The following is a 22,086-nucleotide window of genomic DNA, read 5'->3' on the forward strand; positions in this document are numbered from 1 at the left end:
GGCATAGCGAGGGGGCGCCCATGGCCGACGGGCGACGCGAGCCGGGCGCGCTGGAATCGGAGATCATGACCGTCCTGCAGCACGCAGGTGAGGCGCTGTCCACCGCCGAGGTACGGCAGCGCCTGGGCGGAGAACTCGCCTACACCACAGTGGTGACGATCCTTTCTCGCATGCATGACAAGGGCCTGCTCGTCCGCACCAAGGCTGGGCGAGCCTTCCGGTACGCGCCGGTGAGCGACGAGCCGGGGCTCGCCGCGCACCGCATGCACCAGGTTCTGAACGGGCGGTCTGACCGGGACACGGTCCTGATCCGCTTCGTCGAGACCCTGTCCGACGAGGACGAGCGGCGGGTGCGCGAACTCCTCGAAGGCCGGTGAGACATGATGGACATGGACGGTCTCCTGCCCCTGGTGCTCCCGGCCGTCATGGCGGGCGCCGCGCGCCCGCTGTCCGGGCTGCTGCCGCCTCGCACGGCCACCTGGCTGCTGACCGCGGCGGGCGTCGCTCTCGCCCTGGCCAGCACCGCCACGCTGGCGGTCCTCGCCCTGGGCGGGGCGCTGCGCCTGCCGCTGATCGCGAAGCTCGGGCACCTGTCCGAGCATGTGCTTCACCACGCCGCCGAGACCAGTCCCGCCCTGGCCACGGTCGCCGGCCTGGCGCTGGTCGCAAGCCTGGTCGCGGTGGGACACGCGGCGACGACACACATCCGCGCGCTACTGGACGGCGCGCGAACCGCCCGCGGGCTTCCCGGCAAGGGAATGCTGGCCGTCGTCGAGGACGACGCGGCCGACGCGTTCGCGCTTCCCGGACGTCCGGGACGCATCGTGGTCTCCACCGGGATGCTGGCGGCCCTGGATTCCGCCGAGCGAGACGTCCTGCTCGCCCACGAGCATGCGCACCTGGCCGGACGCCACCACCTGTTCCGGACGGCCGCGCACATCGCCGCCACCGCCAACCCGCTGCTGTGGCCGCTGCGCGGCGCCGTGACCTACACCACCGAGCGGTGGGCGGATGAGTCCGCCGCCGGAACCGACCGCGCACGGGCGGCACGCGCGATCGGCAAGGCGGCCCTTGCCCGCAACGGGCGTCCAGGGCTGAGCCACCCGTCCGCGCTCGGCATCGGTTCCTTTTTCACCCGCCGTCGGGCGCGCCCCGGACCGCTGCCCCGCAGGGTCGCTGCGCTTCTCGCGCCCCCGCCGCGCCGGCGCGGCCTGCTCGTCGCGGCCACCGTGGTCCTGGTCGTCCTGTCGGTCCTGTCGGCGAACGACGGGGCGATCGACCTCCACCAGCTCATCGAGCACGCACAGGCAGGCTAGGGACGTCCGCGTGTCCGGCGCCCGTACCTAGGACGTGGGCTCGTCCGCGTGCCCGGCCTGTTCGAGGAGGACACGCAGCAACCGCTCGTCGTTCGCGTTGAGGTCCGAGACGAATCGCGCCAGCACGCTCGGCCGTTCGGCGCCGCTCTTGTCCAGTTCCTTGTGCATGCGGCCGGCGGACAGCGCGGCCTGATCTTCCACCACGGGGCTGTAAGCGTAGCCGCGGCCGGACCGGGTGCGGCGCAGGACGCCTTTGACGTGCAGCCGGGAAAGGATCGTGGTGATCGTCGTCCGGGCCAGGTTCCCGCCCAGGGCCGTCCGGACATCGCGCACGGTCATGGGCTCGGCTGCGGCCCACAGTGCTTCGAGCACCGCGGACTCGAGCTCACCCGCGGGCCGGCGCGCTGCAGAGGTCACGAGCCGATACTCCCATACGAGCGTCTACAGTTCTGTAGACGACTACAGGACTGTAGACGAACGTCCTGTGAACACGATCGGACGACCTGATGAGCGCTGCCGTGTCCCTGCTCGGTCCCGCCTCCTTCGACGCCGGGCTGTACACCGAGGTGACCCGGCTGGCCCGGCACAGCCCGGACCTCCTGGACGACATGATCGCCTTCTACTCGGCCACCGGGCTGGTCCTGTTCGCAGTCGCCATGGCGGCGGCCTGGTGGCGGGCCCGCCGCGCCGACGGGATCACGATGGCCCGAGCGCTGGCCGCCCCCTTGGTGGTGGTCGTGCTCTATGGGGTGAACACCATGGTCAAGGTGGCTTTCCATGAGATACGCCCGTGCCAGGCCATCTCGGGAAGCTTCACTCTGGAGAGTTGTCCGCCGGCCGGCGACTGGTCGTTTCCCAGCAATCACGCCGTCATCGCATTCGCGGCGGCCACCGCACTCTGGGCGGTCAACCGGCGGCTGGGCGCTGCGGTGATGGTGGCGGCCGTCCTCATGGCCGCCTCGCGGGTGTGGGTAGGAGTCCATTACCCGCACGATGTCGGCGCCGGTGCCTTCGTCGGCCTCGTCCTCGCGGCGCCCCTCGTGCTGGCCGCCGGAAGGACGGCGCCGCTTGTGGAGCGCGCCCGCGCAGGCCGGCTCCGTCCCCTGCTCGCCGCCCGGCCCGCTGCCGGATGAATGCTGCCGGACCTGCGCCTCGCGGTGGCGTATCTAGCATGGGACATGTGGCCGCTCAGTTACTGATCGTCGAGGATGACCCGGTCATCGGCATGGAACTGGCCGAGGCGCTGACCGGCCACGGCTATGGCGTCGTCCTCGCGGCCACCGCACAGAAGGCCATCGACTCGGCAGGGCCGTGCCCTCCTGACCTGATCCTCCTCGATCTCGGGCTGCCGGACATGGACGGCCCGGTCCTGTGCCGGCGGCTGCGCGGCTCCTTGCCGGACACCGTCATCGTGGTGCTGACAGCCCGTACGGAAGAACTCGACGTGATCGTCGCCCTGGACGCCGGTGCGGACGACTACCTGACCAAGCCCTTCCGCCTCACCGAACTGCTGGCCCGGCTGCGGGCTCATCTGCGCCGCCAGAGGGTGCTGCCCGACGACCGTGCCGTCGAGGTGGGCCGGCTGCGACTGGATCTGGCGGCCCGGCGGACGTTCCTTGGCGGTGTCGAACTGGAATTGCGCCCAAAGGAGTTCGACCTGCTCGCGGTCCTGGTGTCCCGGGCCGGCCAGGTCGTCAGCCGGGAGCAGTTGATGGACGAGGTCTGGGACGTCAACTGGTTCGGCTCCACCAAGACGCTGGACGTGCACGTCTCGGCCCTGCGCCGCAAGCTCGCCCTGCTCGGCGAGGATCCCGGGCGCATCACCACCCTGCGTGGGCGCGGCTATCGCTACGAGCTCGACGTGTGAGCCGGCGGATCTGCCGGGTCGTCCGCAGAGGGCAGCAGAAGTGTGAACACCGGCGGGCGGGCGCGGCGCAGCACGAGCCGGCCGCCCTCGGCCTCCGCCAGGGAACGCGCCAGCGCGAGCCCGATCCCGCGCCCTGCGGGAGAGGCCCCCGCACCGGGAGGATGAGCATGGCGGCGGGCGAAGATATCGGGAGCGTCATCGGGGATGCCTGCTCCCTGGTCGGTGACGTCGATGGCCAGGCCGCCGCCGACATCACCCGCCTGGACGGTGACCTCGCCGCGGCCGTGCTCCAGGGCGTTGCCGAGCAGGACATCCAGGATCTGTGACACCGCCGCGGGCGCCGCTCGCACTTCGGGCAGGGGTTCCTGACTTTCGATGGTGAGTGGACGACCCCGGCCGGCCAGCGGGCCGTGCCAGCGGAGCCGGATGTCTTCCAGCAACGCCGGGACATTGAGCGGCCTGCGTTCCGGCGCGCTGTCCCGGGCCAGGTCGAGCAACTCGTCAATGATGCGCTGGAGACGGCGGCCCCGCTCGATCGCCGTGCCGATCGCGGCGGGCAGATCCGCGCCCGGCCGTTCCAGAGCCGACTCCAGGCCGAGGAGCAGACCGGTGAGCGGTGTCCGCAACTGGTGCGACACGTCCGCGCTGAAGGCGCGTTCTCGCTCCAGGACCGAGCCGAGGCGGCGGGCGGTCGCCTCAAGGGCCAGGCCCGCCGCGTCGGCCTCCCGCACGCCCGAGCGCGGGCCCTGGACGCTGAAGTCGCCGCCGCCGAGCCGGCGGGCCGCGTCCGTCAGCCGTTCCAGCGGGGTGGCCAGCCGCCGGGCGAGGTAGCGGGCGAGCAGCGCGGCCAAGCCGATGATCAGCAGGGCGAGCCCGGCCATCGCGAGCAGTGCCCGCTCGACCCGGTCGGTGGTCAGATCGTAGGGCGCGCTGACCCGGACGATGACGGCGACGCCCTCGTCGGAGGGGACCGGGGCCGAGACCGCGATCTGACCGTGTTCGACCCGATCATGGACCCGCCCGTCGCGTCCCTGGGCGGCCAGCCCGGATCCGGACGGTCCGTCTCCGGTCAGCAAGGTGCCGTCGAGCCGGTAGACGCCCATGGTCAGCCGCGGCGAGAGTCCCGCCGGCCGCCGCACGCTCCGCGGCCTCTGGGCCAGGTCGTCGGGGACCACGGCGGCGATCCGCGTGGCGTCCCGTTCGAGCCGGGTGACCGTCTCGTCCCGGTAGAGCCGCTGCACCACAAAAGCCAGCGGCATGGCGAACAGCACGATGGCCAGGGCCGTGACCCCGACGATCGCGACCAGTACCTGCCGGCGCAGCGGCCGGCCTTCAGCGGCACGCGAATCGTCCACGAACGCCAGCCTGCCACCGGCAAGGTAAGGGGAACCCTAGAGCACTCCCACTGCTTGAGGTCGATATCGGACTACGACGTGCGCAGGCGAGCCCTCACGCCGGCCCCGCAAGACGGCTCACTCGGGCGACATATCCGTGCGGGCGAGGCGATCGACTGTCTCGGCTGCTCGCCGCGAGGCAAGGGGGAGGCACCGGCTGTGACGCACTCAGCGCCCTCTCAGTCGCTCTCGCGGATGCTGGCCTCGTGCCACAAGGCACGTCCGCGAAGAGGGAAGGAGACGTCCGGTGAAGAATGTGGTCATCGCGGCCACCACGGCCGTACTGCTGACGGCGGCCGGAGGCGGTGTCGCGTTCGCGGCAGGGCCCGGTCATGCGGACCCGCTCAAGGAGCGGAAGCAGGAGGCCGCCTTCACGGCCGCGCATGTGGGTCAGGCCAAGGTCAGCCGCGACGACGCGGTCGGCACCGCGCAGAGGGCGCACTCCGGCCGAGTGGTGGATGTGCATCTGCAGGACGAAGGCCACGGTTTGCGCTGGGAGGTCAAGCCCGACGACGGCAAGCACGTTCACGAGGTGCAGATCGACGCACAGACGGGGAAGGTCGTCAGCGATCAGCTCGACGACTGACGGGTGATCCACCGTTCACGCCGCCCGCGCCCGCGCGCGGGCGGCGCGGGTCACGGCATCGTCAGGGTGACGCGCGCCCCTCCGGTGGGGGCGTTTCCCAGCCGCAGCGTCCCGCCGTGTCCCTCGATGATCGTGCGGACGATGGACAGGCCCAGGCCGGCGCCGACGCGGGCCGGCTCCGGTGGCTGTGCGAGCTGTTCCTCCGGGAAGCCTTGCCCGTGGTCCCGTACGGTCACCCGCAGGCCCTCGTCAACTCTCGCCGCCAGCAGCGTGATACGGCCCGGTCCCGCCGGGCCGCTGTGCCGGAGCGCGTTGTCGAGCAGGTTGTGCAGCACCTGGCGCAGCCGCACCGGGTCGGCCCGGACCTCTGTCTCCTCGGCCGTCACCTCGATGACGGTGCCGACGCCCTCGGCCCGAACCCGGAACGCCTCTGCCGCCTCCTCCAGCAGCCGGCGCGGTGAGACGGGGGAGCGGCGCAGAGGCAGCCGTCCCTGCCGTGTGCGGGCCAGAACCAGCATGTCCTCGGCCAGACCGACGAGCCGGTCCGTCTCCGCGGCGGCCGCCCGGACCGCGGCCGCCAGTTCCTCCCGGTCGCGCGGCCGGGAACCCGCGAGCTCCAGTTCCGCCTTCAGCAGCGCCAGCGGAGTGCGCAACTCGTGGCTCGCCGCGTCGACGAAGCGGTGCTCGCGGTCCAAGGCCTCCTGCAGCCGGGCCAGCATCGCGTTCAGCGTGGTGGCCAGCCGGGTCAGTTCGTCACCGGTCTCCGGCACGGTCAACCGCCGACCGGGTTCGGACTCGGTGATCGCGGCCGCCTCCCGGCGGAGACGCTCGACCGGCCGCAGCGCCGCCCCGGCCAGGAGCCAGCCGGCGCACGAGGTGACGACGAGGGCGACCGGGCCACCGATGAGCAGGAGGAGCGTCAGGCTGGTGAGTGCCTCGTGGCGGTCGCCGAGCGGTGCGCCGACGACTAGGACCGCCCGGTCGTGGTGCGGGCCGGGCAGATTCACGGGGACGGCGAGCAGTCGTGCGGGGTCGTCGACGCCCTGCACACGGTGGGTGAAGAAGGTGGGGCCGTCCACCGAGCGGACGGAGCGCGGTGGAACCATCGGCGCTCCGGAGACGGCGGGCGTGGTCTCGACGACGGCGCCGGAGGGGGTGAGGATCTGCCCGAACGACTCGTCCGGATCGATCAACCGCCGGCCCGCGTCGAGAGGCGCGTGCTCTCGCATATTCAGCGATGTGACGATCACGCCGGCCCGTGCGCGGAGGTCGAGGTCGGTCGCTTTCAGTAAATCCGTGGCCAACCGCATGTACAGAAAGGCGCCGAGCGCAGCGAGCACGACGGCCATCCCGAACGAGAAGGCGAGGGTCAGCCGCAGCCGCACCGGCAGCCTGCGCAATCTCGGGGCGAGCCGCCTAATCCGCACGGTCGTCTCGCAACCGGTAGCCCGCCCCGCGCCGGGTCTCCAGCGACCGGCGCCCGAAGGGGCGGTCGATCTTCTGGCGCAGGTATCCCACGTACACCTCGACGACATTGAACGACGACTCGAAGGTGAAGTCCCAAACGTGCTCGACCAGCCGGGTCTTCGACAGCACCTCCCCCGGGTGCCGCATCAGGTACTCCAGCAGAGCGAACTCCTTCGCGGTCAAGGAGATGGGCGTCTGCCCGCGGGCGACCGAGCGGGTGGCGGGATCGAGCGTCAGGTCACCGACGGACAGCAGGGCCGGTCGTTCCCGCGCCCCGCGCCGCATCAGGGCGCGCAACCTGGACAGCAGCTCGGCCAGCGAGAACGGCTTCGTCAGGTAGTCGTCCGCGCCGGTGTCCAGGCCGCGCACCCGGTCCTCGACCGCGTCCCGCGCGGTGAGCAGCAGTACGGGGGCGTACCTGCCGGCGGCACGGGTTCTGCGCAGTACCTCGAACCCGTCGATGCCCGGCAGCATCACATCGAGGACGATCACGTCGTAGTCGATCTCCTGCGCGTACCAGGCGCCGTCCTCTCCGGTGACCGCCACGTCGACGGCGAACCCGTGTTCCTCCAGACACCGGCGCAGCAGATCGGCCATCCGCATCTCATCCTCGACCACGAGAACCCGCATGCCGCCTCCTCACCGGTGCGGCCAGACTATTAGCCCGAAGATGAGCGCAGCCTGAGACGCCCTGTCGGCCTCCAGGTGGACGCTTAAGCCTCCTCTCAGCTGCCGGGTCACACCATGAGGGCAGAAGCCGGCACTTGGCCGACCGGAGCGGAAGGAACGTGGCATGCCGACGATGAGGAAACCCGCCCTCGCGCTCATCGGGGTCGCCTTCGCCGCGACGGCGTGCAGCTCCGGGGGGTCCGGACACTCCGACCACCCCACCGGGAGCGCCCAGCGCGGGGCCGCCGCCGCGGGCAGCGTTTCCTCCCGACACTTCAGCGCCAAGGTGAACAACCCATGGTTCCCGCTGCCGCCCGGCCGGACGTTGGTGTACCAAGGGGTCAAGGACGGGCAGAAGACCAAGGAGTACCTCACCGTCTCCGATGAGACCCAGAAGATCGACGGCGCGCCGTGCCGGGTGGTGCTGGACCGACTGTTCTCCCATGGCGACCTCGTGGAGACCACGCGTGATTACTACACCCAGGACTCCCAGGGAAACGTGTGGTATTTCGGCGAGGACACCGCCGAACTCGATCACCACGGCAACATGGTCTCCACCGACGGCACCTGGCACGCCGGACGATCCGGGGCCGAGCCCGGCGTCTTCATGACCTCACATCCGAAGATGGGCGACGGCGGCCGCCAGGAGTATTTCAAGGGCCAGGCAGAAGACCACTACAAGGTCATCGGCGTCGACACGAAGGTGCAGGTCCCCTACAAGTCCTTCGACCACGCCCTGGAGACGAACGAGTGGACGCCACTCGAGCCCGGCGTCATCGACGCCAAGTACTACGTCAAGGGCCTGGGAACGGTGAAGGAGGTCACCGTCAAGGGAGGCAACGAGAAGAACGTACTCCTCGCCGTTCACGGGTAGCTCCAGGCGTCACGATCCGAGGTGCGGGCAACGCGGGGGCGACCCGCACCGGGACAAGGCAAGCGACTTTGTGAGGCCGCGCTTGTCTCGCGTTAACCGCGCTTAGCCGGCCGCTCACCCGGTTGCTCCTAGCGTGATGGCAGATGTCCTGGTCAGAGCCGGATCGGCGCTGAGGTGAGGAGCAATCGATGCGAGTGAGGAGCATGCTGGCGTCCGCTGCCGTGGTGGCGATCGCGGCGGCCGGCTGCGGAGGCGGCGGCGCGTCGTCGCAGAAAGGTTTGTCGCCCGCCACCTCCGGACGTACGCCGGCGACCGGCGGGTCCGCGGCCCCGGCCCCGGTGGAGACCGAGTCCAATCCGCCCGGCGACATACCGGACAACACTGCGTTCGTGCCCTTCCGGCCGTCCGGCGCCGGATACGAGGTCAAGGTGCCCGAAGGCTGGGCGCGTACCGGCCTGCCCACGGGGGCGAGCTTCACCGACAAACTCAACTCGGTCCGGGTCGAGGTCGTGCCCGCGTCCACCGCGCCCACCGTGCGAAGCGCGCGTGACAGCGAGGCCCCCAAGATCAAGGCAACCAAGATGACCGTGCTGAAGGCCGACAGCGTCCAGCGCAAGGGAGGCACCGCCGTCCGGCTGGTCTACCGCTTCGACAGCGCGCCCGACCCCGTGACCGGCAAGCTGATCCGCGACGAGGCCGAACGGTACGAGTTCTTCAAGGCCGGCCACGAGGCCGTGCTCACCCTGTCCGGGCCGGTCGGCGCCGACAACGTCGACCCGTGGCGCACGGTATCGGACTCGTTCCGGTGGCTGCCGTGACCGCGCCCGTGCCGCCACTGGAGGCCGACGAGCTCTACCGGTTCTATCGGGCCGGGGACGAGGAGACGAAGGCGCTGCGGGGAATCAGCCTGACCGTCGCGGCGGGGGAGTTCGTCGCGGTGACAGGCCCGTCCGGATCGGGCAAGTCCACCCTGCTGGCCTGCCTGGGCGGCCTGGACGAACCCGACGGCGGCACCGTGCGCGTCGAGGGCGTCCGCATCAGCCACCGCCCGCAGGCCGAACGGACCGCACTGCGCGCACGCCTGATCGGAATGCTCTTCCAGTCGGGAAATCTGCTGGAGCATCTCACCGTTCGCGCCAACATTGACATGGTCCAGCGGCTGGCCGGACGTCCCGACACCGCGTGGCGGAACACATTGCTGGACGGGCTCGGGCTGACGGGCAGGGGCCGGGCGCGTCCGGCCCAGCTGTCCGGTGGCGAAGCAGCCAGGGCGGGCCTGGCGGTGGCGCTGGCCAACCGGCCGGCGGTGCTGCTGGCCGACGAGCCCACCGGCGAACTGGATCGGCGCACCGAGCGGCAGGTCCTCGACCTGCTGCGTGAACGGGCCGGGCAGGGCACCGCCGTGGTCGTGGCCTCCCACAGCCCGGCCGTCGCCGTCGCTGCGGACAGGACGATCGCGCTCGCAAGCGGGCGGCTGCAATGACCGACCCGGACCCCGGGGAGCGGCTCGTCCGGCTCGGCGACGTCGCCCGGACCTACGGGCGCGGTCCCGATGCCGTCGTGGCCGTGCACGGGGTGACCTGCACGCTCGGCCGGACGGACCGTGTCGCGATCACTGGCCCATCCGGGTCGGGCAAGTCCACCCTGCTGCACCTGATCAGCGGCCTGGACGACCCCACCGCCGGGCGGATCGACTGGCCCGGGCTCGGCGGCCGGCCGTTCGGCAGGCCGGGCGTCGTCGGGATGGTCTTCCAGGGGCCCAGCCTGATCGCCCAGCTGGACGTGGTGGGCAACGTGGCATTGCCGCTGGTCTTGGCGGACGTGGCGGAATGCGAAGCATTGAACCGGGCCCGGCGGGCGCTGGACGCCGTCGGCCTGGCGGACCTGTCTCCCCGGCTCCCCGAGGAGCTGTCCGGCGGGCAGGCCCAGCGTGCGGCCGTCGCGCGCGTGCTCGCCGCCGAACCGGCGCTGATCGTCGCCGACGAGCCGACCGCGCAGCTCGGCTCAGCGCACGCCGTCCAGGTGCTCGACCTGCTGCTGAAGGCGGCCGACGACCTGAACGCCGGGCTGGTCGTGGCGACTCACGACCCGCGCATGGCCGAACGGCTGCCGCGCCGCTGGCGGATGGCCGACGGCGCGCTCCTGGAAGGAGAGCCATGCTCGTCCTGATGTGGCTGCGCGGGCTGCTGGCCCGCCGCGCCGCACGGCTGATCATGACCGCCGCCGGCATCGCCGTCGCGGTGGCGCTCCTGGCCTCGCTCGGAACGTTCCTGGCCTCCGCCAAGTCAACGATGACCCAGCGTTCGGCCTCCCGCGTCGCGGTGGACTGGCAGGTCGAACTGCAACACGGCGCCGCCCTGCCCGACCTGCGGGCAGTGGCCCCGCACATCACCGAAGCCCTCCCCGTCGGGTTCGCCGCGACCAGCGGACTCGAATCACGCGCACAGGGCCAAGTCCTCAACACCGGCCCCGGCCAGGTGCTCGGCCTGCCCCCTGGATACCCGGCCGCCTTCCCCGGGGAACTGCGTGCACTGACCGGACGGCCGGACGGGGTGCTGCTGGCCCAGCAGACCGCCGCCAACCTGCACGCGGTTCCCGGCTCGACCGTCACGATCCACCGGGCCGGGCTCACGGACACGACGGTCAAGGTCGACGGAGTCGCCGACCTTCCCGAAGCCGACTCCCTCTTCCAGAAGGTCGGCGCGCCCGTGGGTGCGCAGCCGCAAGCCCCTCCCGACAACGTGGTGCTGCTGCCCGCCGCCACCTGGCACGGGCTGTTCGACAACGCCGCCCGCACCCAAGCCCACACCCAGGTTCACGTGCGGCTGCGGCACGACCTGCCCGCCGACCCCGCCGCCGCCTACGTCCAGGACAGCGGCGCCGCCCGCAACCTTGAGGCGCGGCTGGCCGGCGCCGGGCTGGTCGGCGACAATCTGGGCGCCGCACTCGGCGCCGCCCGCGAAGACGCCGCGTACGCGCAAATGCTCTTCCTGTTCCTCGGCGTGCCCGGCGCGGCACTCGCGGCGATGCTCACCGCTCTCGTCGCCGGCTCCGGGGCACCGCGGCGCCGAGCCGAACAGGCGCTGCTGCGCACACGGGGAGCGTCCCGCCGTACCCTGCTCAGCCTCGCCCTCGCCGAAGCGACCGTGGCAGGCGTGGCCGGCGCCGCCGCGGGACTGGCGCTGGCCGCGCTCACCGGACGGCTCGCCTTCGGGACCACCAGGTTCGGCACCACGACCGGCACGACGGTGCTGTGGGGCGCGATCGCCGCCGTGACCGGGCTGCTCATCGCCGCGCTGACCGTCCTGCTGCCCGCCGTCCGCGACGCCCGCACCGTCGGGGTCGTCACCGCCCGCCGGGCGATCGGCCCCGCCCGCCGCGACCCCGCCTGGCTCCGGTACGGGCTCGACCTGTGGCTGCTGGCGGGCTCCGGTCTCGTCTTCTGGATCACCGGCCGCAACAACTACTCCGTCGTCCTCGTACCGGAGGGCCTGCCCACCATCTCCGTCAGCTACTGGGCCTTCGCCGGCCCTGCGCTGCTCTGGCTCGGTGGAGGACTGCTGGCCTGGCGCGTCGTTCACATGCTGCTCGCACCACGCCGGCGACCCGTGCCCGGTCTCAGCGACGACACCGGCAAGGCCGAGCGGAACGCGGAGCCGCTGCGGCGACGTCTCGTCACCGGCCTGCTGCGCCCCGTCGCCGGGCCGCTGTCGGGCACCGTCACCGCCACCCTCGGCGGTCAGCGCAACCTGCTCGCCCGCACGATGGCCCTGGCCGCCCTCGCAGTGGTGTTCGCGGCGTCCACCGCCGTGTTCGATGCGACCTACCGGCAGCAGGCCGTCGCGGACGCCCAGCTCACCAACGGCGCCGACGTCACCGTCACCGAGTCACCCGGTGCCTACGTGCCGCCGGCCCAGGAGAAGACGATCGCCGCCGCCCGCGGCGTCTCCACGGTCGAACCGCTCCAGCACCGCTTCGCCTATGTCGGTTCCGACCTCCAGGACCTCTACGGCGTGCGCACCTCGACCATCACCCGGACCACCCAACTCCAGGACGCCTACTTCAGCGGCGGAACCGCCCACGACCTGATCAGCCGACTGGCGCAGCGCCCCGACGCCGTGCTGGTCAGCCAGGAGACCGTGCACGACTTCCAGTTGCACCCGGGCGATCTGCTGCGGCTGCGGCTCCAGGACGGCCGGACCAAGCAGTACCGCAATGTCCCGTTCCATTACGCCGGCGTCGTCAAGGAGTTCCCCACCGCGCCGCGCGACAGCTTCCTGGTCGCCAACGCGAGCTACATCGCACGGCAAACCGGCACCGACACCGTCGGTTCCTTCCTGGTCGGCACACAGAACGGCGCCTCGCCCCCGGCCGTGGCGAGCGCGCTCCGCACCCGCCTCGGCCCGCAGGCACAGATCACCGACCTGCAGACCACCCGCACAGTCGTCGGCTCCAGCCTCACCGCCGTCGACCTCGGCGGCCTCACCCGCATCGAGCTGGGCTACGCCCTCGCCCTGGTCACCTTCGCCACGGGCCTGCTCCTGGCACTCGGCTTCACCGAACGCCGCCGCACCTTCGCGCTCGTCCGCACACTGGGCGCACGGCCACGCCAGCTCGGCGCGTTCGTCTGGGCCGAGGTCGCCCTGATCCTGACCGGCGCTGCGGCTTTCGGCACTCTCATCGGCTGGGCCCTGTCCCACATGCTCGTTAAGGTCCTGACCGGCGTCTTCGACCCACCACCCGATCACCTCGCCGTTCCCTGGGCCTATCTCGCCGCCGTCGCCAGCACAGCCGTCGCGGCCATGTTCGCCGCGGCCCTCATCGCACTACACGCCGCCCGCCGCCCGCCCCTGAGCGTCCTCCGTGATCTCTGAGGAGGTCCCGACGCGGGGTTCGATTCTGCGATTCTTGCCAGGCTTGGGGGTCGCGGTCGCGGTTCTCGTCATCGGATTCGTGCACCGCACCGCGGTCGACGCCGGGAGTGACAGTCTCGCCGCGGCCGACGGAGAGTGGCTGGTCATCGCCGTCTCGGCGACCGTTCTGATGTGGGTGGCCGGCGCATTCGCGCAATTGGGGTCGATGCCGCTCCCACCGCCGGTGGGCCGGTTGTTCGCAGTGCAACTCGCCGCGAGTTTCGCCAATCACGTACTCCCCGCCGGGTCGGGTGGGATAGCGGTCAACATGCGCTTCATGCGGCGCTTGGGCATGAGCACCGACGCAGCCGCCGGGGCGGTCGGGTTGAACGCGCTGGCCGGATTCCTGACTCACGGGGCACTGCTGGCGCTCATCATGATCTCGGCTCCGTCCACCGTTGCGTCGATCGACCGGCGGGTGCACTGGCCGGCTGTTTCCCACCTCTCATCCGCGGCAGTAGGGATCGTCATGGCCGCCGCATCCATTGCCCTGGTGGCGCTGACAACGGTGCTCCTACGGCGCGCAGGGCGGCGTTCTCGCGCACGTAGCGCCGCCGGGGTCTCTCGGCTGGCAAGCGAACTACGGCAACTCGGCGTCGTCCTGCGTCATCCAGGCCGTGCCCTTGCGCTGTGGGGAGGGTCTTTGGCAGCGCCGTTGTTGCACGCGGTGATTCTGTTCGCCGTGCTGCGCAGCCTCGACGTGCCCGTCACCGTGGGGACCGTGCTGCTCATCTATGTGGTGGTCTCGGCGGTATCGGCGGTGGTTCCCTCACCGGGGGCCATCGGGAGTCTCGACGTCGCCCTGGTCGCCGGGCTGGCCGTGAGCGGCGTGCCGTCCACCGCCGCGCTCGCCACTGTTCTCGGGTACCGGCTGATCACGGTCTGGCTGCCGTTGCTACCGACCGGCACGGTCCTCGCTCTGCTCCTGCGATCCCGCATCATCTGAGCAACAGCGACCTCACCGGCGATGCTGTCCCCACTGGGGCGAAAGCGCCGCCGACCTGAACTTCGCAGGACCTTGTCGGCGATGGTGGAGATGGATGGGGTAGTGGGAGCGTGCAATCTGGCCATGGGCTGGAGGCAGGCCTTCGCCGTGTCGCGCTCTTGATCGCGACCTGCTACGCACGACCACCTCGGCGGGGAGTGCTCGATGGTGCGGCCGGCGCAGGGATGCGAGCCTGCGGATTCGCTCCTGTGGAAGTGCGTTGATGACTGCTCTGGCGGACCTGGCCGCCGGTTCCGTGGGGCGACATGACCGGCTTGAGCGGGTAAGAGTAACCGGTTTCGAGGCGCTACCAGGGTGGACGCAGGGCCCGGATCGAGCCGCCGAGCCGCCACCGAGCTGCCACGGAGACGAACCGGGACATGCCGGGCGGCGGACAAGCCGGGCAATCTCACGTTTGCCCTGGTCAGATGTGGTGGGTCGCGTGGGACTCGAACCCACAACCTACGGATTAAAAGTCCGGAGCTCTCGTATCAGAGCAGTGCTCTCAGTGTCAGACTGTACCGCTCTGTCCGCATCCAGCACCATCCCCGTGCCGCTCCGTCCCGCTCCGTGCCAGTCCGGTTCGGAACCGCCGAGCAGACAACGAGCAAACATGCCCGGCAGCGACGGCAGCGGGGACGTGCGGGGAACCCTGCGGTGAGGCTAAGGCCGAGGTCAGCTCGCGGGGAGGGACGAGGAGTTGGGCGGTGCTGATGTCGGTGGCTTTGTGGCGGGGAGGGGGATGGGAGGACTCCGGCGTCGTTGAGGTCGCGGTTGCCGATGGGTGCCGCGGGCGTGACCGGGGGCCATCGCCTCCTCCTCGGGACCGTGAGGTGGTCGAGTCCAGACTTCCCTGGTTGCCTCAGGCTCGACGTTGGTGTTTCCACGGTGGCCTCACGCACAGAGTTTGCTGTCGCATGGCGCCGTGGACTTGGGGGCACGAGGCGGGCTCCCGGAGGACGTCGACGTGTGGAAACTAGGATGGGTGCCAGGGGATGTAGCCCACAAGACGGAATGGGGGGAGTCCGTTGGCGAAGATCTCCGTTGAGTCACTTACGGATCGGCAGCGATTGCATCGCAAGGCGAATGCGGCTCTCGATCAGAACCTCAGTCCCGGCGAGACAGTGCAAGCAATCATTACGGGCCCGAACTCCCAGGCGATCATCGGTACCGACCGTCGTGTCTTCGTGTACAAGAAGGGGTTCATGGCAGGTGCCTCCTTCGGAGCCGAGATCACCTCATGGGACTACCGGGGTGTGGCGGGTGTGCAGATCCACACCGGGATGATGACCGGCGCCGTCATCGTGCAGGCTCCAGGCCAATCCGGTGTGCGGACCAGCTACTGGAAGAGCGGAGAAGAAGACCCCTACAAGGCGCCCAACGCGATCCCGATCAGCCGCCCGTGGGATCAAGCGCAGGCGGGCGTGGCGCGGCTTCGCCAGCTCATCGAAGAGGCACACCGATCTGCTGAGGGTCCAGGCGGGCAGTCGGCGGCTGGTCCTTCAACGAGAGCCGACGAGCTGAAGAAGCTTGCTGACCTGCGGGATGCAGGTGTGCTGTCCGAGCAGGAGTTCCTCAACCTCAAGGCCCAGGTGCTGCATGGTGGATAGGGCGGGGCGACACCGACGACCATGGCCGAGTCACCCGCTGCGAGATGCTTGCCTGATCCCCGCTGGGCTGGTGACGAATTCGCCTGGCTCCTTTGCCTGCCCCCGCCGTGTTCCATAGGACGCTGGCGCTCGCGCGGTGAGCGCAACACCACAAGGCCCCCGGGACAGCCGCTGTGGACGGCACGCTCGGTACATCCTGATGCGCCGTTACGAAACGCGGAGATCGGCACTGGTCTGACCGGTGCACCGTCAGTCCACGGCGACTCCGTAGGCAAGGGCCAGTCCGTCCAGGCCGTCGGACCAGCCTTGGCCTACGGCGCGTAGCTTCCAAACCGGGGTGCCGTTGTCGGTGTGCCGGTAGAACTCGGCCATGACCATGGCCCTGATGTGCGGGTCGGCGGGCACGGGGAAATGCCATGCGGCGCCGGTGATGCAGTTGGCTTCGAGGTAGGCGTTGGTGAGTTCCGCACAGGTGAGGCCGGTGTCGACGTCCATGTTGACCGAGACCACCACGCGGTGGACGTGGGGTGGCAGGGCCGCTAGGTGCAGCGCGGCTCGTTCGGTGACCCGTGGACCGGCGGTGTGTTTGCCGAGCAGGCGGGCGGCTCCGTTCGCCGCGATGGGCTGGTTGTAGAACACGAAGTCCTCGTCGCCGGCTACGAGCCCGTTCTCGCCGATGAGCAGCAGGGTCAGGTCGGCGTCCGGACCGGTGAACCCGAACGTGACCAGCAGCCCTTGGTGAGCGGCCTCCGGCAGCACCACCGTCTGCCCCGGCACCAGCGCCGCCGGCTGCGGCATGAGCGGCTGTGGTGCTGGAGGTTGTGATTGCGAGGGAGACGGCAAAGGGCTCGGTGCGGCCGGGATCGGGGAGGGCGGTGGCTGGGGCGGTGGTGGGGCCGTCTGCTGTTTCCACTGAGCGAAGGGCGTGAGCTGGTAAGGGTCGCCGGGCGGTTGAGGCGGCGCGGAAGCGGCGGCCATGTCGGTGTCGATGCGAGCCAGGGATGCGGCGGCGGGCTCGGCCTCGTCCTGCAGGCTCTCCAGCAGAGTGCGCAGTCCTGCGACCCTGTCGGTGTCCAGAGGTTTTACCTTGGTGGACAAGTTGCCGGACGCGGTGGTGGTGATCGAGCAGGCCACGTCCTGCCCGATATCCAGGAAGCGCAGCGCGTCTTGCGGCTGGCGCCAAGGGGCGTTTTCGACCGCCTGGCGGGTCCAGCGGCCGTAGGCGATGATGCCGAGCCGCTGGGTGTCGGGTATGCGGGTCAGCGCGGCCAGGTCGATGGCGGTGATGGCGGGTGCGGTGGCGAAGGCTTCTTTGAGGGTGGCGATGATGTTGGAGCCGAGGGTGGTCAGCCACCACAGCATTCGGTCGCGCTGGGTCAGCTTCTTCAACGTGGGTCGCCCGGCGGGCGTCATACCGGGGGTCTGGTCGGGCAGGGAGTCCGGGTCCGGCTGGCGTATCACCACCGACAGGATCCCGTCCTGGACGCCGACGGCGCAGCCCGCGGCGGGGTTGTCGGCGAAAGCGGTGTTCACCGCCTCGCACACGGTCGCCTCCTCGTTGTCCAGCAGCGCCTGCCACCAGTGCGCCGCTTCGGCGGCCAGCTGCTGGTGCAGGCGCTGCAGGCGGGCCTGCTCGGCGCCCAGGTAGGCGGCCGCGTCCTGCTCGGCGGCTTGTTTGGCGGCCGAGCGTGCGGTCCGCGCGAGCCGGCCGATGCCCTGCAGATGGAACGCCAACGCCTCCGCGCGCGCCCACGCGAGCCCGAGCTGCGGGGGAGCGGGGACGACCGGAGGCGCGGCCTTGGGGAACTCCTGCAGGTGGACGCTGGTGGATTGACGCCGCAGTTCCTGCAGTTGCGCGATCGCGGCGTCCCGCTCCGCCTCCTGCTGAGCGCGTTCGGCTTGCCGCCGGGCCCGCTCCAACTGCGCCGCGGACGGGGCCGTGGAGCGGCGGGCCGGCGCACGCCGTGTCGTCGTCGCTCGCTTCCGCCCGCCCTTAAGGGAGGTGGAGGCGTAGAACGGGCCCATGCCACTGGACACGCGTGTTCCACCGGACCCCACACTGACCCGCGCCGCCCGGGGACCCACCGAAGTACGCACCCCGCGGGTCGACACCCGCACACTCATCCCGGGAACACCGACACGAAAGCCGAACCCCATGATCCCTCCCGCACCGGAGTCTCCCACCACCTGACCAGGCAGAGCGCCACATGGCCACAACTTGCCGCAGCACCGAGCCCAGCTCAATCGAGTGAGTCATGAGGACCTCTTACGGTTCTTGGGCGGTGTCTCCCAACCTTCTGCGGCGCCACTGCCTTTAGGGGGTGAGGTGTACGGCCCTCGCAAAGGAGGCGGCCTGAATGTCGCTGCTGGTGGAAGTTCCGCGTGTCGCGGCTGCGGCGCTCGCGTGTGTTGCCGCGGGCATGGAGTTGGCTCGCGTGCTCACGCAGAGACGTGCAACACGGCAGAGTGAGGTTAGCCCAGGGGAAACTGGCAGCGGCCGTGCGCTGCCAGGGCCAAGTGCTGACGGTGTATCGGACGTTGAGTCATGACCGGGGGGCTCCGGAGCGCGGACGGTGCGGTCTTGGCCGATGCGAAGGCTGAGGATCGGACACAGGAGCTGGCTGCCTTCTTCCTAGAGCACCGGTCTCTGCTGCGTCGTTATCTCGTGGCGCAAGGGTGCCCTGAATGCGACAGCGATGACATCGTCCAGGACGCCTTCCTCATCATCCGTGCCCGGTGGGACACCATCGCCTACTACGACAATCCCAAGGCGTACCTGTACAAGGTCGCCATCCGTCTCTGGCACCGCGACACGGTGCGCCGGCGAAGGAAAAGCAGTCACGGCGACCAGCACAGCCTCTTGGAGGCCATCCCCGACCGGACCGACATCCTCAAAGAGGTCGAACTCGCCGACACCCTCAACAGATGGTTCCGGCAATTACCCGTCCAGCAGCGCAACGTCGCTGGACTGCGCCTGATCGCCGACCTACCGGAGGTCGTGACCGCCGAAGCTCTCGGTATCAGCTTGGGGACGGTGAAATCTCAGCTCAACGCGGCCAGGAAGAGACTCTCTCAGCTACGAGATCAAGACCAAGACGACGGCCGCGACCGCCCCCGAGACGAAGGTGAGCGCCGATGAGCATCGACGACCTGATCCGCGAAATGGCCAGCGCCGGAAAGACCGACGACCACGCCGCGCTGCGCTCCTTCCTAGCCACTGCCGAACAGACCGATCGCGATCCGCTCCAGGCCCGACGCATCCGCGCTCTGGCCGAGCTGATCGACATCGACCTCGCCGCCTACGACCAAGGACTGACCGTCCTCGACCACGGCGATACCGGCACGGCGGAGACGTTACTGCTGCACGCAGCCAACGCCGGCTATCCCGACCCCGCCGACATCCTGGCCGAACTCCTGAGCCAAGACCCCGGCACCTCACCCCGCCTGGACCTCAGCCGACGAGCCGCCGAGACCCGTGCCCATCGCGCGATCCTCAAGGCGGCCTACCGCAGGAACACAGGCTCATCCGCCGACGCGGAGGCAACGCCGTCGAAGCCACCGGCGCCTGCGTCGCCTGGACAGACCGTAACTAAGGATGATCTTGCTGAGGTGCTCATGGCCGCCATGGACACCAAGGACTCCCACACCCGTCAGCACAGCCAGCGGATCTCTCGTCTCACCTTGCTCCTCGGCCAAGAACTGGGGGCACCGGCCGCGGAGATTGAAGCGGCTCGTCTGGCGGGATTGCTGCACGACATCGGCAAACTCGCCATCCCCAGCACCGTCCTGCTCAAGACCGCAGCGCTGACCGAGCAGGAGTACCGGCTCATCCAGCTCCACGTCCAGCACGGCGCGGCGATCGTGCAGGAACTGCCGGAGTTCTTTGCTGGGAGCCGACCCGAGAAAAGCGCCGGTTTGCTCGCACGCGACACGATCACCGGAATCCTGCATCACCACGAACGCTTCGACGGCAGCGGCTACCCCCAAGGCCTGGCCGGCCCCGACATCCCCCAAGTTGCTCGCATGGTCGCCGTGGTCGACGCCTTCGACGCCATGATCACCACACGTTGCGCCCCCTTGGCGCGGACCATCCCCGAAGCCGTGGAAGTGCTCCAAGAGTGCGCGGGCAGCTCAATGGATCCAGACATGGTCCAAGCCTTCCTGTCAGTCCTGGAGGCTCATCACGACGAGATCGAGGACCTCAGCCGCCAGCACCGGACAACCAAACCTGACTACTCCATGTCCCCGGAGTCCCTGCTCAAGGAGTTGAACGCCTGCGACCGCTCATGATGCTGCGAGCGCCTCGGAACGGCACCTGCTTCGGCGGGCATGACCACGCCATGAGGCCCAAGCGGGTCGTACCATCCCCGCCGCGGTCGGCACGTCCCTCCTGGTCATCGCGAGGAAGTCCTTCCTGCCGGCTCGTTGTCTGCTCGGCGGTTCCGAACCGGACCGGCACGAAGCGGAACGTAGCCGCAGGGTGATGGTGCTGGATGTGGACAGAGCGGTACAGTCCGATACTGAGAGCACTGTTCTGATACGAGAGCAGCCGCTTTTAATCCGTAGGTTGTGGGTTCGAGTCCCACGCGCCCCACCACCCCTGGCCGCGGGTGTGGAGTTGAAGGTGGTCCAGGAGATGCTGGGGCATTCCAGCATCGTGCTGACCGCCGACACCTACACCAGCGTCCTACCCCAGGTCGCCCACACCGCAGCCGAGAAGACCGCCGCGCTACTCATTCACGGCGCCGGCATCGTGCCCGGCACCAACCGCCGCCGCAGCAAAGGACCGACCCGCCGCAAGTGGTGCGCCCCGCGCAACGGACAGGCGCGGCCGCGCCGACAGCGCACCAGCAGGACGAACGGGCGCGCGCGTGCGCGCCCCCAGGCTCCGCGAGGTCAGCGGCCAGTCGATGGCGACGTCCGCGAGGTATCCGGTCAGCCCGGCGGTTACGTCAGCGACCATGTACAGATGTCCGTGGGAACATCGGGTCGCGCCTACTGGTTCGGAGGCGGAGACCGCTCAGCCGGTGGGGGTGACGAGTACGGCGGCGCTCGCCACCCCGGGCGGCGCCCGGCGGAGCTACCTTCGCTTCGCCTCGCGAGGCGGCTCTGCCTCGGCGGGTTCGGTGTGCAGGTTCAGGACGTCCAGCCCCCGGACCCGAGCCTGCCTGGTCTGGCCCGTGTCGTAGGTCAGCACCGTCACGGCCTGCCCCGCCAGCCCATTGACGGCGAATGCCTGGTCGACGATCTCGGCGTCCTCATTCGCGCGGCGGACGTGGCCGGGCCGGTCCATCAGGACTTCGAGGGTGATCGTGCCGCGGCCGGGCGCGTAGCCCGCTTCCCGCAGGACGCCGGTCTCGTTGGAGTCCGGCAGCACCCGGTTGATGACCGCCGTGGTGTACCCGGCGCGCCAGCGGGTGTGCTTCTTGCTGCTCTCCTTGAGGCGGTCCAACTCCTCGACCACCACGAGCGGGATGGCGATGTGCAGGGGCTCGCGCTCGGCCAACCAAAGGGGAACCGCGAGGTCCCACTCCTCCAGCTTGTCGACGTGCTCGCAGAACATCGAGCTGTCCGGGATGACGATCCGCGGTGTCGCCCAGCGTTCCTTCTGGGTCTCGAGCGTGTTGTGGATGAGTTCGAGCTCGCGGCTGCGGAAGTCGAGCTCGACCTTGATGGTCGCGGTGTTCACGTTGAGGTCGACGGCGCCGATCGTGTGGATGTGCCAGAACGCCGGCGTCATGAAGAGCCGGTTGAGCTCCTCGGGCGGCAGGATGTGCCGCAGCTGGGCGACCGACTCGCTGACCCACCGGATGTAGTCGTTGCGGCGGTCGTTGGCCGAGGAGTGGTGCCCGTTCGACAGGTTCCCGAGGCTGGTGCGGACCTTGCCCAGCCGGTCGAAAAGATCGTCCGAGGTTGCCCCCGGTAAGACTCACATACATGGGCAGCGACCCTGGCAGGCCGACGATCTTAACGTCATCTCCTTTGCGCGGAGCCGGTGGCTGCGATGCCGGTGGAACGGCGAAGGCGGGTTGCCGGGCGCCCAACAGTTGCCGGAGATGGCCACCAACTATTTCCGGGAGCGGGGGAATCGACCTGCGCAAACGCTGCCGCGCTTCGGTGCTAACACGACGAGAACGATCCTCGACGGCGAGGCGGGTAGAGCCCGGCTGTGCGCGATCCGGGTGCCGGGTTCCCAGATTGGTTCCGGCGGCAGCGGTGCGGTTCCCCGGACCCGTTCTCCGGCCGGGTCCCGGGTGGCCCCCGGCCACGTCAGGGCTAGGGTTTCATGATCGGGGAACAGTCCCCGCAGATGGGAACCCCTGCCCCCACTACCGGGGGGACCATGGGTGGTCGGGACTGTGGCCCCGCGAGGTCGAAGAACCCGGCTCCGGTGAGGCCCGCCGC

The 22,086-nt window shown here is 70.0% G+C and carries 20 protein-coding genes; 14 read left to right on the forward strand and 6 right to left on the reverse strand.

Annotated features, from left to right (window positions below; all coding sequences use genetic code 11):
* Positions 1-20 precede the first annotated feature (20 nt).
* On the forward strand, positions 21-377 hold the full coding sequence (locus tag ACQPXG_RS05295; RefSeq protein ID WP_433466478.1) for a BlaI/MecI/CopY family transcriptional regulator: 357 nt from the start codon (positions 21-23) through the stop codon (positions 375-377).
* Between the two features lie 3 nt (positions 378-380).
* Positions 381-1,316 (forward strand): M56 family metallopeptidase, encoded by a 936-nt coding sequence (locus tag ACQPXG_RS05300; RefSeq protein WP_433466479.1) that lies wholly within the window; start codon positions 381-383, stop codon positions 1,314-1,316.
* 27 nt (positions 1,317-1,343) lie between these two features.
* Here the strand turns inward: ACQPXG_RS05300 and ACQPXG_RS05305 are convergent, their stop codons facing one another.
* Positions 1,344-1,733, reverse strand: coding sequence for a BlaI/MecI/CopY family transcriptional regulator (locus ACQPXG_RS05305; protein WP_132198497.1), 390 nt, complete (start codon positions 1,731-1,733; stop codon positions 1,344-1,346).
* Positions 1,734-1,822: 89 nt separating this feature from the next.
* Between ACQPXG_RS05305 and ACQPXG_RS05310 the strand changes: the two genes are divergently transcribed.
* On the forward strand, positions 1,823-2,449 hold the full coding sequence (locus ACQPXG_RS05310; protein WP_433466480.1) for a phosphatase PAP2 family protein: 627 nt from the start codon (positions 1,823-1,825) through the stop codon (positions 2,447-2,449).
* 47 nt (positions 2,450-2,496) lie between these two features.
* Positions 2,497-3,183, forward strand: coding sequence for a response regulator transcription factor (locus ACQPXG_RS05315; protein WP_433466481.1), 687 nt, complete (start codon positions 2,497-2,499; stop codon positions 3,181-3,183).
* Here ACQPXG_RS05315 and ACQPXG_RS05320 read toward each other — a convergent pair.
* Complete coding sequence (locus tag ACQPXG_RS05320) at positions 3,165-4,538, reverse strand: sensor histidine kinase (RefSeq protein WP_433466482.1); 1,374 nt, start codon at positions 4,536-4,538, stop codon at positions 3,165-3,167. The two genes, ACQPXG_RS05315 and ACQPXG_RS05320, sit on opposite strands and share 19 nt — an antisense overlap.
* 286 nt (positions 4,539-4,824) lie before the next feature.
* Between ACQPXG_RS05320 and ACQPXG_RS05325 the strand changes: the two genes are divergently transcribed.
* Complete coding sequence (locus ACQPXG_RS05325; protein ID WP_433466483.1) at positions 4,825-5,163, forward strand: PepSY domain-containing protein; 339 nt, start codon at positions 4,825-4,827, stop codon at positions 5,161-5,163.
* 50 nt (positions 5,164-5,213) lie between these two features.
* On the opposite strand, the gene ACQPXG_RS05330 is transcribed toward ACQPXG_RS05325, so the two are convergent.
* Positions 5,214-6,590: a HAMP domain-containing sensor histidine kinase gene (locus tag ACQPXG_RS05330; RefSeq protein ID WP_433466484.1), complete on the reverse strand. Its 1,377-nt coding sequence runs from the start codon at positions 6,588-6,590 to the stop codon at positions 5,214-5,216.
* On the reverse strand, positions 6,580-7,260 hold the full coding sequence (locus tag ACQPXG_RS05335; protein ID WP_433466485.1) for a response regulator transcription factor: 681 nt from the start codon (positions 7,258-7,260) through the stop codon (positions 6,580-6,582). Before ACQPXG_RS05335 ends, ACQPXG_RS05330 begins: the two co-directional genes overlap by 11 nt.
* Positions 7,261-7,423: 163 nt before the next feature.
* Between ACQPXG_RS05335 and ACQPXG_RS05340 the strand changes: the two genes are divergently transcribed.
* From ACQPXG_RS05340 to ACQPXG_RS05370, 7 genes are all read left to right on the forward strand, one after another.
* Complete coding sequence (locus ACQPXG_RS05340; protein ID WP_433466486.1) at positions 7,424-8,173, forward strand: hypothetical protein; 750 nt, start codon at positions 7,424-7,426, stop codon at positions 8,171-8,173.
* A 188-nt stretch (positions 8,174-8,361) separates the two neighbouring features.
* Positions 8,362-8,991 (forward strand): hypothetical protein, encoded by a 630-nt coding sequence (locus ACQPXG_RS05345; protein ID WP_433466487.1) that lies wholly within the window; start codon positions 8,362-8,364, stop codon positions 8,989-8,991.
* Positions 8,988-9,656 (forward strand): ABC transporter ATP-binding protein, encoded by a 669-nt coding sequence (locus ACQPXG_RS05350; protein ID WP_433466488.1) that lies wholly within the window; start codon positions 8,988-8,990, stop codon positions 9,654-9,656. Before ACQPXG_RS05345 ends, ACQPXG_RS05350 begins: the two co-directional genes overlap by 4 nt.
* Positions 9,653-10,342: an ABC transporter ATP-binding protein gene (locus tag ACQPXG_RS05355; RefSeq protein ID WP_433466489.1), complete on the forward strand. Its 690-nt coding sequence runs from the start codon at positions 9,653-9,655 to the stop codon at positions 10,340-10,342. Before ACQPXG_RS05350 ends, ACQPXG_RS05355 begins: the two co-directional genes overlap by 4 nt.
* Positions 10,330-13,047: an ABC transporter permease gene (locus ACQPXG_RS05360; protein WP_433466490.1), complete on the forward strand. Its 2,718-nt coding sequence runs from the start codon at positions 10,330-10,332 to the stop codon at positions 13,045-13,047. The genes ACQPXG_RS05355 and ACQPXG_RS05360 overlap by 13 nt, the downstream gene beginning before the upstream one ends.
* Positions 13,048-13,090: 43 nt before the next feature.
* A complete protein-coding gene (locus ACQPXG_RS05365; protein ID WP_433466491.1) occupies positions 13,091-14,032 on the forward strand; it encodes a lysylphosphatidylglycerol synthase transmembrane domain-containing protein in 942 nt (313 codons plus the stop codon).
* Between the two features lie 1,067 nt (positions 14,033-15,099).
* Positions 15,100-15,681 carry an SHOCT domain-containing protein gene (locus tag ACQPXG_RS05370; protein WP_433466492.1) on the forward strand — a complete coding sequence of 194 codons (582 nt, stop codon included), beginning with the start codon at positions 15,100-15,102 and terminating at the stop codon, positions 15,679-15,681.
* A 249-nt stretch (positions 15,682-15,930) separates the two neighbouring features.
* Here the strand turns inward: ACQPXG_RS05370 and ACQPXG_RS05375 are convergent, their stop codons facing one another.
* Positions 15,931-17,718 carry a TerD family protein gene (locus tag ACQPXG_RS05375; RefSeq protein ID WP_433466493.1) on the reverse strand — a complete coding sequence of 596 codons (1,788 nt, stop codon included), beginning with the start codon at positions 17,716-17,718 and terminating at the stop codon, positions 15,931-15,933.
* A 544-nt stretch (positions 17,719-18,262) separates the two neighbouring features.
* Here ACQPXG_RS05375 and ACQPXG_RS05380 point away from each other — a divergent pair.
* A complete protein-coding gene (locus ACQPXG_RS05380; protein ID WP_433466494.1) occupies positions 18,263-18,820 on the forward strand; it encodes an RNA polymerase sigma factor in 558 nt (185 codons plus the stop codon).
* Entirely contained in the window at positions 18,817-19,971 is a 1,155-nt protein-coding gene (locus ACQPXG_RS05385) for an HD-GYP domain-containing protein (protein ID WP_433466495.1), read from the forward strand. Before ACQPXG_RS05380 ends, ACQPXG_RS05385 begins: the two co-directional genes overlap by 4 nt.
* A 790-nt stretch (positions 19,972-20,761) precedes the next feature.
* Here ACQPXG_RS05385 and ACQPXG_RS05390 read toward each other — a convergent pair.
* A complete protein-coding gene (locus tag ACQPXG_RS05390) occupies positions 20,762-21,421 on the reverse strand; it encodes a PIN domain-containing protein (protein WP_433466496.1) in 660 nt (219 codons plus the stop codon).
* Positions 21,422-22,086 lie beyond the last annotated feature (665 nt).

The organism is Spirillospora sp. CA-128828 (assembly GCF_050945415.1).
In the GTDB taxonomy this organism is placed as follows: domain Bacteria; phylum Actinomycetota; class Actinomycetes; order Streptosporangiales; family Streptosporangiaceae; genus Spirillospora.